We start from the raw sequence: 12,907 nt of genomic DNA, 5'->3' as shown, positions 1-12,907 counted from the left end.
TTGGCTGGTAAAAAAAATAGAAGAATCGAGCAGTTAAAAAAAGAAGTCAAACGTAATAAACCGGCCGCGATTGCCCTCATTTTTCTTGTGTTTATTATGTTGGTATCGATATTCGCCTTTTTGTCACCATATCCGCCGGATCAGGTAAATGTCATGAATGCCCTCGATAGGCCAAATGCAAAGCATTGGTTTGGGACAGATGAACTTGGCAGAGATTATCTCACACGTGCCTTATATGGAGGACGGATTTCCCTGGCGGTAGGAATTTTAGCCATGCTGATTTCGACGTGTATTGGTGTGATAGTGGGAACGATTAGCGGTTATTTTGGAGGGAAGGTTGACAATTTTTTAATGAGAATGGTTGACGTCATTTCCTCGATCCCGTGGATGATTCTTGTAACGGTTGTCAGTATTTATCTTACCCCCGGTTTAAAGGCTATTGTACTGGTTATCGGACTTTTTACATGGATGAGTACGGCCAGATTAGTTCGGGCCGAAACACTATCAATTAAGGAAAGAGAATATGTATTATATGCGAAATCCTCGGGACAATCGTTGAAAAAAGTCATCTTGAAGCACGTGATTCCAGCCGTTTTTCCAACGTTCATTGTGGCTTCAACTGTCAGTATTGCCAATGCAATTTTAATGGAATCAGCACTAAGCTTTCTTGGGCTGGGGATTCAGCAGCCGTTGTCCTCCTGGGGAAGTATGCTGCAGACGGCCCAAGGAAATTTAGGGAACGCCCCATACATGGCGATCCTGCCTGGACTTCTCATCGCTCTAACAGTGTATTCCTTTAATAAACTTGGTGACCTGTTAAGAGCTGTAATTGAACCGAAAACGAGCGGGAGATAAAAGGGGGTTATATTGAAATGGAAAACAAAAAAATTTTACTCGATGTAAAAAACCTCCATACGAGTTTTTATAATGACAAGGTAAAAACGGAAGTGATCCGCGGAATTGATTTTGCCGTTCAAAAAGGGGAAATCCTGGGGATTGTCGGTGAATCAGGAAGCGGAAAAAGTGTTATGGTGAAATCGATTCTTGGAATTGTTCCGAGTAATGCAAAAGTGGAATCCGGAGAAATTATTTTGGACGGAAAACATATCGAACATCTATCCAAAAAGGAAAAGCGGGCCATCAGAGGCAAAGAAATCGCGATGATTTTTCAAGATCCAATGACTGCCCTTAACCCGTTAAAAAAAGCCGGTGACCACCTAGTAGATCTCTTAACAAGGATTAGAGGCATGAACAAGAAGGAAGCTAAGGCAGAAGCCGTTGAATTGCTTAGAATGGTAGGGATCCCCTCACCTGAAACAAGAGTGAATCAGTATCCGCATGAATTTAGCGGAGGGATGAGACAAAGGGTTTTGATTGCGATGGCACTGGCCTGCAACCCGAAGCTGTTAGTTGCAGATGAACCGACAACAGCCCTTGATGTGACCATTCAGGCGCAAATTCTTGAGTTATTGAAAAAACTGCAGCAGGAAAACGATATGTCTGTCGTTTTCATAACCCATGACCTCGGTGTGGTTGCGACGATTTGCAGCCGAATATTGGTCATGTACGCCGGAATGGTGATGGAAGAGGGATTGGTTCATGAAATCTTTTATTCGCCAAAGCATCCGTACACAAAGGCCTTACTAAATTCTATTCCAAGAGTAGACGGTGAAAAAACAAGATTAAAGCCAATAAAAGGTGCCGCTCCATCATTGCAGCAGCTGCATGCCGGGTGCCCATTCGCCGAACGTTGTGAAGTTGCAATGGATCATTGTTTTACAACGTTACCGGAGTACAAGAGCTTCTCAACAACGCAGAAAAGTAGATGCTTTTTAGCAGGGGAAGGAGTGATGCAGGGTGACTAAACAAAAACTCGTCGAAGTCAAAAATCTAAAAAAATACTTCCCAATAAAATCCACTATGTTTTCAAAAAATAAAGCAGCCGTTAAGGCGGTTGATGATGTGTCCTTTCATATATATAAAGGAGAAACATTTGGTCTAGTAGGGGAGTCTGGCTGCGGAAAATCGACACTTGGCAGGACACTGAATCGCTTGTATGAACCAACAGCTGGAGAGATTCTGTTTGATGGTAAAGACATCGCTAATTTAAATAACAAAGAACTACAGCCTTATCGAAAAAGAATGCAAATGATTTTCCAAGATCCTTATTCATCACTTAATCCGTATATGAATGTGGAAGAAATCATTGATGAACCTTTAGAAATCCATACACAGCTTGGAAAAAATGAAAGAACCGAAATCATTACAAATATCCTGGACAAGGTTGGTTTGAAAAAGGAAGATTTAGAAAAATTTCCTCACGAATTCAGCGGCGGTCAACGGCAGAGAATTGGCATCGCCAGAGCGCTATCCATTAATCCGGAATTTGTCCTTTGCGATGAAGCGATTTCTGCGCTTGATGTATCGATCCAGGCGCAAGTCATTAATATGTTAGAAGATTTACAAAGAGAAATGAACCTTACTTATTTATTCATTGCCCATGATTTATCAATGGTTCGTCATATTTCTAATCGGATCGGTGTTATGTATCTTGGACAAATGGTTGAAATCTCCAAGAGTGAAGAGTTATACGATAAACCGCTGCATCCTTATTCCCAAGCGCTGTTGTCTGCGATTCCTATTCCAGACCCGATCAAAGCACAAACGAGTAAACGCGATATTATCAGTGGAGAGCTTCCAAGTCCGATTGAGATGGATCAGGGCTGCCGTTTCAGGTCACGCTGCCCATTTGCTAAACCCATTTGCGCAGAAGCAGTTCCACAATTGAAGGAAGTGGATCGGGAGCATCTGGTCGCCTGCCATTTATTTGAAAGTTAGGGGAAGAATGAAATGGAAAAAGTAAAACTAGCATTAAATTATGCCCTCATGCTGGAAATGATGAAAGCAAAAGGTCATAATCAAGAGTCGATTGTTGCCCTTTTAGATGAAGGGAAAGACGAAACCCTAGAAAAAATCGGTGAAGGAATTCCAGATTGGAAAACGCTAGTGGACTTCTATCAGTCGGAAAAATCAAAAGTAGTTCAAGCATTGCAAGAGGGCTATGAAATTTCCTTTTTGACGAAAGGGGCTCTCAAGTCCTTATTGTCAATTAAGTTCAATATGAAGGAGGGCGTGGATTTCGTCGATACCGGAGTGTTTTTAGATTGTGTCAAGATGACAACAGAACATCTTCAAATCCTTCGTGATGTAATGGCAAAAAATTGGTCGATTGTTATGGTGGAAGAGGAACATGAACAAGAAATACATGTGGTGAAAATAGAACTCACGCATCAACCGAAATTCAATATACATTGATAAAGACAAAAGAACCATCATTCCTTTAGGGGAGTGATGGTTCTTTTGTTAGTATGATCGATTTTACATTTCTTGAACATTTGCCTGCTGCTGTTTTTCTACTTTTACGGAAGAATTCTGCTTCTTTGTATGAAGGAAGAAATAGAGAATTGCTCCGAATAAAATATAGAAGGAACAGAAGAAATATAAAGTACTATAATCCATTTTTACGGCAATGATTCCGACAAGGAAGGAACCTAGGGCAATGCCTGTATCATAGATGGATAAGAAGGTTGCTGTAGCTAACCCTCTTTTTCTAGGTTCAGCATCCTGAATGGCAATCGTTTGGAAGGTAGGAAAAAGCGTTCCCCATCCTAACCCGATCATGCCTGCAGCAAGGAGAAACGTGAAGGCACTGTTGCTTTGACTTAAAACTAACATACCGATGGCAAAAAGGACAATACACGGAAAGCTAATCACATTTGGTCCATATTGATCGAGCCATTTGCCTGTAAACGGTCTAGAAATTAATAACACAACCGCATAAACAACAAAGAACAGACTCGCTACATTTTCCAAATGGATTTCATTTGCATAGATCGATACGAAGGAAAGAAGTGCTGAATAGACAATAGCCATAAAGCTTCCCACAATTGCGATAGGAACAGCAGTAGCTTCGAAAAGACTTCGGAATGAAAAGGAGGAAGAAACCTTTACTGGAAGCTCCTCAGTTTTGTTAATCTTGACACTTAAGCCTGTAATCAATGCACCCATTGCGACAATGACACTTATGATGAACAATATTTTTGGACCCCACTGTTGGATTGCCAGCAAGCCGACAAATGGACCGATAACCATTGCCATGTTGGTTGACATGACAAAATAGCCCATTCCTTCACCCCGGCGCGCGGCGGGAATGATATCAGCAACGATGGTCCCTACAGCGGTAGTCGCCATTCCAAAGCCAATCCCGTGCAGCAAGCGGATAACAAGAAAACCACTGATTGTTGTTGGAAAAAAGTATAAGAGTGATGCGGCGGCAAAAAGGATTAGTGCTGTTAATAATACCTTTTTATGGCTTCCACGTTCAAGCCATTGCCCAGCAATCGGGCGTGAAACGATGGCAGAAAGCAAAAATACCGTAGTCATAAGTCCTGCCATAGAAGAACTGCTATGTAATTCGTCCATTGCGTACGATGGCAGTGTTACTAACAGAATATAAAAAGTTAAAAATAGAAAAAAGTTACTAAGAGAAACGCTGATAAAATCCTTCGTCCATAATTTCCCCTTATTCATGTAATGCACCTCTCTGTTATAAAATTTGCTGTAACCAGTTGCTTTGCAGTTTGAGAAGTTCTTCTTGTGAAACCTCTGGAAAGTTCTTTAACAATCCCCGATTCACTTCAGTCACTACACTTTCCCACCTTGGATATTCCTTTAATGCTTCTTCCGTTAATTGAACATGCTTTTCTCGTTTGTCTTGACCAGGAACTTGTGTTACATAGCCCTGTTTGACGAGTCGTTGAATCGTGCGAGTCATCGGCGGTGCTTCAACGAATAGATAATCACAAAGTTCCTTTTGCGTAAGTGACCCTTTTGTTTGGAGAACAAAAATAACGGCCCACTGGGCACTGTATAAACCTAATGGTTTTAAGGCTTCATTAAGCCTGTTGGTGAGCTGGCGTGAAAGCTGGTGAAGAGTATGGAATAATTCGTGGCTAATCATAATACACTCCATTTTTCGAAATTAGTTACCTAGGTAACTATAAGGGATATAGTGAAAATTGTCAAGGAATGTTCATAATTCAGCATTGAAATAATCATCTAGAAGAGTTGGAGGAAAAACGCAAAAAAATTCCGCGGAATCACTAGACACTTTCCGCGGAATTACCTAAAACTACTATCTTAATACATTAAAATACCGTGCTTCCGGATGGGCGAAGACAATCGCCGAGACGGATGCCTCTGGTTCCATCATACAGCCTTCTGTTAACTGAATGCCAATTTCCTCTGGCTGCAGGAGCTTGAACAGTTTCTTTTGATCCTCTAAATCAGGGCAGGCAGGGTAGCCAAACGAGAAACGCTGTCCTTGATATTTAGCGGCAAACCGATCCTGCATGGAAAAATCGAGCGGATCAGGGAAGCCCCAGCGGTCGCGCATCTGCCGGTGAATCAATTCGGCGAAGCCTTCAGCGGTCTCTAAAGCAAGTGACTGGAGCGCGTGGCATTCAAGAAAACGACCTTCTGCTTTCAATTGGTCGGCTTTTTCGCGAATGCCTTTTCCGGCAGTTACCGTAAAGAATCCAACGTAATCTTTCTCACCGCTGTCGACCGATTTAAGGAAGTCTGCTAAACAAAGATGCGGTGCGGACTCCTGCCGAGGGAAATCAAACGTTTCAATCACAACCTCCGGGTTTTCCGGGTCATAGATATAAACCTTGTTTCCATCAGATTGGGCCGGGAAAAATTGATATGCAGCGGCCGGGGTAATCCAATTATTCCGACTGGCATCTGCTAACAATTGGTCCACGACTTCTTTTACTTTTACTGCCTTTTCATCTCGCTCAGCAAGTAATTTTGCAATTTTTCCTTTCACACCCAGGTGGTGACCCAGCAGCATTTGCATATTGATATACGGTTCAATATGGGATAGGGAATAGGACCTCAATACATGTCTTTTCGTATCAAGCGGCGTAAAAACAGGCGCAGTAGTAGAAATGGCCGGCTTTACCTTAACAGCCACAGACCCGCTCGCCCGAATTGGTAATTCCCTTGGGATATCTAATGCTGCCAGCTTTTCAACCCGTTCGTCCAGAAGCCTTTGATGCTCATCTGGTGATTGCAGTTGATTGGCAAGTGATAAGCCATTCATCGCATCCTTCGCGTAAAGGACTAGCCCGTCATATTCTTTCGCAATTTTCCCATCCGTGAATTTTCGTGAAAGGGCAGCGCCGCCAACTAGGATCGGCAATGAGATACCCGCTTCTTTCATGTCTTGGGCGGTTAACACCATTTGCTGCGCGGATTTTACTAATAATCCGGAAAGCCCAACCATATCCGGCTGTTCCTCACGAATAGCCTTAATTAATTCGGCAGGTGTCACCTTAATTCCAAGGTCATGCACCTGGTAACCATTATTGCTTAGGATAATATCGACTAAATTTTTGCCAATGTCATGCACATCGCCTTTAACTGTTGCTAAAATAACTTTTCCTTTAGAGGCAGATACATCGCCTTTTTCCATGTGCGGCTCTAAATGTGATACCGCCGCTTTCATTACTTCCGCACTTTGAAGCACTTCGGCAACAATTAACTGGTTTTCATTAAAAAGCCGGCCGACTTCTTTCATTCCATCCATTAATGGACCGTTAATAATATCAAGCGGTGCCGGGTAGGCTTCAAGGGCAAGATCGAGGTCAGGAAGCAGGCCTTCTTTCGTCCCCTCAACCACATAATAGCCAAGCCGCTCTTCTAAGCTCATATTAGGAACAGTTACTTTCGCTTCTTTCTTTTTGCCACGATAAAATTCAGTAAAAGTTGCCAGTGTTTCATCGGTTGTGTCAAAAAGCAGGGCTTCTGCCAACTGAACTTCTTCTTTAGAAATTGAAGCAAAACGCTCCAATTTCTCCGTGTTGACAATCGCATAATCCAGCCCGGCCTGGGTACAGTGATAAAGGAAAACAGAGTTTAAAATTTCCCTGCCTACCGGAGGCAGCCCGAATGATACATTACTAATCCCCAGAATAGTTTGTACTCCTGGAAGATTTTCTTTAATGAGCTTAATCCCTTCGACCGTTGCTTTTGCAGAACCAATATATTGCTCATCCCCCGTGCCGACTGGAAAAACCAATGGATCAAAAATCAAATCCTGTGATTTAAGCTTATATTTATTTACCAGCAAGTCGTGGGACCGTTTGGCAATCTCCAGTTTCCGCTCTGCCGTCACACCCATTCCTACCTCGTCAATGGTACCAACGACGACTGCAGCACCATAGCGGTGGATTAATGGAACAACGGCTTCAAATCGCTCTTCACCATCTTCAAGATTGATTGAATTGATAATTGCCTTTCCTTGTGAGTATTTCAAAGCACGCTCAATGACTTTTTCATCGGTCGAATCAATCACAAGAGGAACTTTGATTTTCTTCACGACTTCTTTGATAAAATTCTCCATATCAACAAGCTCTTCACGGTCAGGGTCTGCTAGGCAAAGATCAATGACGTGTGCTCCGCCTTTAACCTGTGCACGGGCAATTTCTGCTGCCTCTTCAAATTTCCCCTCTGTTATTAACCGTTTGAATTTTCGAGAACCGATAACATTTGTTCTTTCGCCGACCATTATCGGCCGTAACGTTGGATCATCGTAAACGAAAGGATCGATACCTGAAACCATATGAACCGCCGCTGATTTCACTTCCCGCGGCTGATATTGTTTCATCGCTTCGGCAATTGCCTTAATATGTTCTGGAGTCGTACCGCAACAGCCGCCGACAATATTCAGCCAGCCGTGGGCGGCAAAATCGGACAGCTTTTTCGCGAGTGTCTCCGGTGTTTCATGATAGTGACCTTCTTCATCAGGAAGGCCGGCATTCGGATAACAGCTGACAGCAGTAGAAGCCAGCCCTGCAAGTGAGCGGATATGATCCTGCATGAATTCTGGGCCAGTGGCACAGTTCAAACCAACGGCAACTGGATTCATATGCTCAACAGAAATAAAGAACGATTCAATCGTCTGCCCGGCAAGTGTTGTCCCCATTGGTTCGATTGTTCCTGAAATAAATAACGGCAGTGTTTTGCCTGTTTTTTCAAAAGCGTTTTGAATTCCGACAAAGCCCGCTTTCACATTTAACATGTCTTGGCTCGTTTCTAGCAGGAGTAAATCAACTCCGCCGTCAATCAAGCCAATCGCTTGTTCTTCATATGAAGCTGAAAGGGCATCAAAGGTTGTTCCACCGGTGACACTTAATGTTTTCGTTGTCGGTCCCATTGCGCCTGCCACATAACGGGGCCAATCATCCGTGGAAACCTTCATGGCTTCTCTGACGGCAATCATCGCGGCAATTTTATTAATTTCATAGGCTTTATAGCCAAGCTGATATTCATCAAGGACAATGCTAGTAGCCCCAAAGGTATTAGTTTCAATGATGTCTGCACCGGCCTCTAAATATTCCCGGTGAATATCGGCGATAACAGCAGGAGCGGTTAAATTCAAATTTTCGTTACAGCCATCATACTGTTCGCCGCCAAAATCATCAGGCGTAAGCTCTGCCCGCTGTAGCATGGTACCCATTGCGCCATCCATTACGAGGATGCGACTTTTTAGTTGATCAGTAAACGGTGTTTTCGGCATAGCTGTTCCCCCTTAAGTATCTGGCACGTTTTTTCGTATATAGGGCCAGCTCAGTTGTTAGTTCATATCGTAAAAATGGTGTAATTAAATAAATCCCGTTAAATAAATCCATTGCTGCATCAATCAATGACTTGGTAATGTCAATTCCTTCCCTGGCAGCCTGAAGCGGGTTATCATTCAGACCTGCCATTCGCTCCCGGATGGAATCAGCAATTTTGATTCCTGGAACTTCATTGTGAAGAAACTCGGCATTCTTACTGCTGGTCAGCGGCATCAAGCCAATATAGATCGGTACATCTAAATGTTTCGTATGTTCATAGACTTCTAATAACTTTTCCTCGGAAAAAACGGGCTGCGAGATAAAGTAATCTGCACCATAGTGGATTTTCTTCTCAAGCCGTTTGACTGCTTTTTCAACTGAGCGAACATTCGGGTTAAAGGCAGCAGCAATACTAAAGGCTGTTTTTTGACCTAAATCCTTGCCGGAAAAAGAAAGACCTTCATTTAACTGTTTAATCATTTGAATTAATTCAAATGAAGAAACGTCGTAAACGGACGAGGCACCTGGAAAATCGCCGACACGGGCTGGATCGCCGGTAATGGCAAGGACGTCATTCAGCCCAAGTGTATGCAGCCCCATTAAGTGAGACTGCAAGCCAATAATATTGCGATCGCGGCAGGATAAATGAATGAGCGGCCTTACGTTCAATCGCTCTTTTATCAGGTAACCTAGAGATTCATTGGAAATCCTAACGGTCGCAAGTGAATTATCCGCAAGCGTGATTGAATCAATTCCGGCCTCTTTTAATGCTTTAGCCCCTTCGAAAAACTTGGTTGTATCAAGCTTTCGCGGCGGATCCAATTCTACAATCACCGACGGCCTTTCTTTCACGATTTCTTGCAGGGGAGAGAACTCCCTTTTAGCCGTAGAAGATTCGACCGCAATCTTCTTTGGTTTTAATTGTACTACCTTTTCTGTCACCGGAACACTATTCTTTAGTTCATCCGCAAAGGCTTTGATATGTGCCGGAGTGGTACCGCAGCAGCCGCCGAGAAGGCGTACCCCTTGATTGCGGAAGGCACGGGCAGATTGACGAAAATAATCGGCATCCCCTTCATAATGAAACTTCCCATCTGTATAGGTTGGCAGACTGGCATTTGGATAGGCAGATAAAAAGGCATGCTTCGGAAGTTCAATCTGCTCAAGGGCAACGAGCATATGATGCGGTCCAAGCCGGCAATTTAGACCAAGACAATCGGCTCCAAGACCCTCAAGCCTCGTTAAGGCCTCGTTGACTGGCAGTCGATTTTGCAAAATTTCCGGCTCTTGCAGAGAAACTTGTGCAACAATCGGCAGATTCGTTTCCTTTCTCGCAATTGTCAACACCGTTTCAAGCTCTTCTAAGTCGTAAAAGGTTTCCAGCAATAAGCCATCAACCCCTTCAAGCAATAAACAATATAATTGTTCACGGAAGCTGCGCTTTAACTCCTCAAGGGAAACAGAATTAGGCTTTATCCCGCGATTCCCCCCAATTGTCCCAAGTACGTAGGCATTATTTTGTGCTGCTTTTTTAGCATTCCGAACAGCAGCACTGTTAATTTCTTTTACCGAATCTTCAAGACCATACCGCTGCAGTTTTAAATAGTTGGCAGCGTAAGTGTTTGTTTGAATGACGTCTGCTCCCGCGTCAATGTATGCTTGATGTATATTTTGAATCTGTTCCGGCTGAGATAGATTTAACTCCTCCGAGCAAGAGTCCACACCGTAGGTATAGAGGAGAGTACCTATAGCTCCGTCTGCAATTAAGATTTGATTGTTTAATTTTTCTAAAAAACTCATTATGATTCTCCTTGTAGTAATACCAATTGTTTTTCACCGACGAATTCTAATGCCTGTGAAAAATCCTTGATCAAATCATCGGGGTTTTCAAGCCCAACGGATAAGCGGACAAGACTATTGGTAATTCCGCGCTTTTCCCGCTCTACCTTCGGCATCGCCGCATGGGACATTTTTGCCGGGTAAGAAAGGATCGATTCTACCGCACCAAGGCTGACAGCGAAGACAGGTATTTTTACATTCGCAAGAAAAGTCCGTAAGGCATCTTCATTAGCTAATTCAAAAGATAGGACGGCTCCGGGGCCACCAGCCTGGTCTTTCTGAATATGATATTGCGGGTGACTTTCAAGTCCCGGATAATGAACTTTTTTAACAAGCGGATGAGCATCTAAAAATTTAGCTAGTTTCATAGCTGATCGTTGTGATTGCTCTAGACGAACGTGCAATGTCTTCATGCCTCTTAATACTAGCCAGGCATCTTGAACACCTAAGATGGCCCCAAATCCGTTTTGCAAAAAGCCTAATCTTTTCGCTAAACCTTCGTCATTAACGACAGCAAGCCCGGCAACAACGTCACTGTGACCCGATAAAAACTTCGTCGCACTATGGAGCACAACATCTGCACCTAACTCTAACGGTTTTTGATAAGAAGGAGTCAGGAATGTATTATCGACAAAGGTTAGTGCGCCAGTTTCTTTGGCAATCCTGCTGATCGCCTTAATGTCGGTTACTTTCATCAATGGATTCGAAGGCGTTTCAACATAAAAGGCTTTTGTATTGTGCTGAATTGCCTTCTTCACTTCATCAAGATTTGTCATATCAACAAACGTATGATCAATGCCAAGCCGTGAAAGAACCTCTGTCACCATACGGAATGTACCGCCGTATACATCCTCTGTAATGACAATATGATCACCAGCAGAAAGAAGAAGGAATGCCGTTGAAATCGCGGCCATACCTGATGAGAAGGCAAACCCTTTTATCCCGCCCTCAAGTTCGGCGATTACATCTTCAAGTGCTTCCCTTGTCGGATTTAAACTGCGGCCATAATCATATTTACCAAACTGGTCGAAATCAGATTGGTGGAAGGTGGATGCATGCTGAATTGGCACACTAACCGCTCCAGTTGTTGGATCAATTTTATGTTTATTATGGATGAGCCTGGTTTCAAAGCTAAATTCTTCTTGTGCCATTAGAAAAACACTCCTTCTTTAATATGGGCTAAGGCACCCTCAAGGTCAAAAATTAAATCTTCTGCATCTTCAATCCCAACAGAAAAACGCAATAAGCGATTGTCCACGCCAGATTGGATCCTTATTTCTTCTGGAATATCTGCATGTGTCTGTGTGGCTGGATAGGTGATAAAGCTTTCAGTGCCGCCAAGACTTTCCGCAAACGTAATTAGCTTTAATCCTTGTAAAAATGGATTCACCCATGTTTCTTCTTTTAAACGGAACGAAACCATCCCGCCTCTACCCGAATAAAGGACATCTGTCACGGCTTCATGTTCAGAAAGGTATTCGACAATGGCCTTTGCATTTTTCTCATGTTGTTTCATCCGGAGCGACAAGGTTTTCATACCTCGCATTAACAGCCATGAATCAAATGCACTTAGGACACCGCCTGCCCCGTTATGATGAAATGCCAAAGCATCACAAAGTTCCTTGCCTTTTGCCACAATCAGCCCGGCAAGCACATCATTATGACCGCCTAAGTATTTCGTCGCACTATGGATGACAATGTCGGCACCAAGTACGATGGGCTGCTGTAATAATGGTGTATAGAATGTATTGTCAACAATCAGCAAGATCCCGTGTTTCTTCGCAATGGAAGAAACAGCGGCAATATCTGATTGCTGCATGAGGGGATTGGTCGGAGTCTCAAGAAAGATTGCTTTTGTCTGAGGTGTAATCTTTCGTTCAATCTCTTCTGGACAACACGTATTTACATATTGACTGTTCAAGCCCCATTTTTTATAGCCTTTTTCTAATAACCGGTAGGTACCACCATATAAATCCTCGCTCACTAACCATTCATCCCCACTTTGGAATAAGGATAGGATCGTGAAAATCGCAGCCATTCCTGAACTGCAGGCGAACCCTTGATCACCGCATTCCAAATCGGCAATTGTTTTTTCAAGGAGCTGTCGTGTTGGATTCCCTGTCCGTGAATAGTCAAATCCGGTTGATTGTCCGATTCCATTGTGTCTGTAAGCTGTTGAAAAATAAACCGGAGGGTTCACTGTTCCGGTTGCAGTGTCACTGCGATTTCCAATTTGGGCAAGTTTCGTATCAATTTTGTACATGGTGCACACTCCTTGTTTAGTAAACTATAAATATTGGCTTTCTGCGGTGCTTTAATGCTACGAGGCACTAAAGTCATTAGGATATAAAAAAAGCCTTCTATAAGAAGAAGACTTTTGTAAG

General features: G+C 43.1%; 10 protein-coding genes. 4 read left to right on the top strand and 6 right to left on the bottom strand.

Going from position 1 to position 12,907, the window contains the following annotated elements:
- The 4 genes from FAY30_RS19525 to FAY30_RS19510 are packed head-to-tail and all read left to right on the top strand — an operon-like array spanning position 1 to position 3,315.
- Positions 1 to 855 (top strand): ABC transporter permease, encoded by an 855-nt coding sequence (locus FAY30_RS19525; protein WP_149871424.1) that lies wholly within the window; start codon positions 1 to 3, stop codon positions 853 to 855.
- Positions 856 to 872: 17 nt separating this feature from the next.
- Positions 873 to 1,865 (top strand): ABC transporter ATP-binding protein, encoded by a 993-nt coding sequence (locus FAY30_RS19520; protein WP_149871423.1) that lies wholly within the window; start codon positions 873 to 875, stop codon positions 1,863 to 1,865.
- Positions 1,858 to 2,838 (top strand): ABC transporter ATP-binding protein, encoded by a 981-nt coding sequence (locus tag FAY30_RS19515; RefSeq protein WP_317845670.1) that lies wholly within the window; start codon positions 1,858 to 1,860, stop codon positions 2,836 to 2,838. The genes FAY30_RS19520 and FAY30_RS19515 overlap by 8 nt, the downstream gene beginning before the upstream one ends.
- A 12-nt stretch (positions 2,839 to 2,850) precedes the next feature.
- A complete protein-coding gene (locus FAY30_RS19510; RefSeq protein WP_149871422.1) occupies positions 2,851 to 3,315 on the top strand; it encodes a hypothetical protein in 465 nt (154 codons plus the stop codon).
- A 63-nt stretch (positions 3,316 to 3,378) separates the two neighbouring features.
- Here FAY30_RS19510 and FAY30_RS19505 read toward each other — a convergent pair whose 3' ends face one another.
- The 6 genes from FAY30_RS19505 to FAY30_RS19480 all read right to left on the bottom strand — a co-directional run bounded on the left by FAY30_RS19505 (position 3,379) and on the right by FAY30_RS19480 (position 12,786).
- Entirely contained in the window at positions 3,379 to 4,590 is a 1,212-nt protein-coding gene (locus FAY30_RS19505) for an MFS transporter (protein WP_149871421.1), read from the bottom strand.
- A gap of 16 nt (positions 4,591 to 4,606) precedes the next feature.
- A complete protein-coding gene (locus FAY30_RS19500) occupies positions 4,607 to 5,020 on the bottom strand; it encodes a MarR family winged helix-turn-helix transcriptional regulator (RefSeq protein WP_149871420.1) in 414 nt (137 codons plus the stop codon).
- Positions 5,021 to 5,194: 174 nt separating this feature from the next.
- Positions 5,195 to 8,644: a methionine synthase gene (gene metH, locus FAY30_RS19495; protein WP_149871419.1), complete on the bottom strand. Its 3,450-nt coding sequence runs from the start codon at positions 8,642 to 8,644 to the stop codon at positions 5,195 to 5,197.
- The gene (locus FAY30_RS19490; RefSeq protein WP_149871418.1) at positions 8,622 to 10,484 is read right to left on the bottom strand and encodes a bifunctional homocysteine S-methyltransferase/methylenetetrahydrofolate reductase; all 1,863 of its coding nucleotides are present in this window, start codon (positions 10,482 to 10,484) and stop codon (positions 8,622 to 8,624) included. Before FAY30_RS19490 ends, metH begins: the two co-directional genes overlap by 23 nt.
- A complete protein-coding gene (metC, locus tag FAY30_RS19485; RefSeq protein WP_149871417.1) occupies positions 10,484 to 11,674 on the bottom strand; it encodes a cystathionine beta-lyase in 1,191 nt (396 codons plus the stop codon). Before metC ends, FAY30_RS19490 begins: the two co-directional genes overlap by 1 nt.
- Positions 11,674 to 12,786: a methionine biosynthesis PLP-dependent protein gene (locus FAY30_RS19480; protein WP_149871416.1), complete on the bottom strand. Its 1,113-nt coding sequence runs from the start codon at positions 12,784 to 12,786 to the stop codon at positions 11,674 to 11,676. Before FAY30_RS19480 ends, metC begins: the two co-directional genes overlap by 1 nt.
- Positions 12,787 to 12,907: the final 121 nt, after the last annotated feature.

The sequence above is a fragment of the Bacillus sp. S3 genome, assembly GCF_005154805.1.
GTDB lineage: Bacteria > Bacillota > Bacilli > Bacillales > Cytobacillaceae > Neobacillus.
The sequence above is the reverse complement of the archived record's forward strand: the minus strand, read 5'-3'. Positions and strand labels throughout refer to the sequence as shown.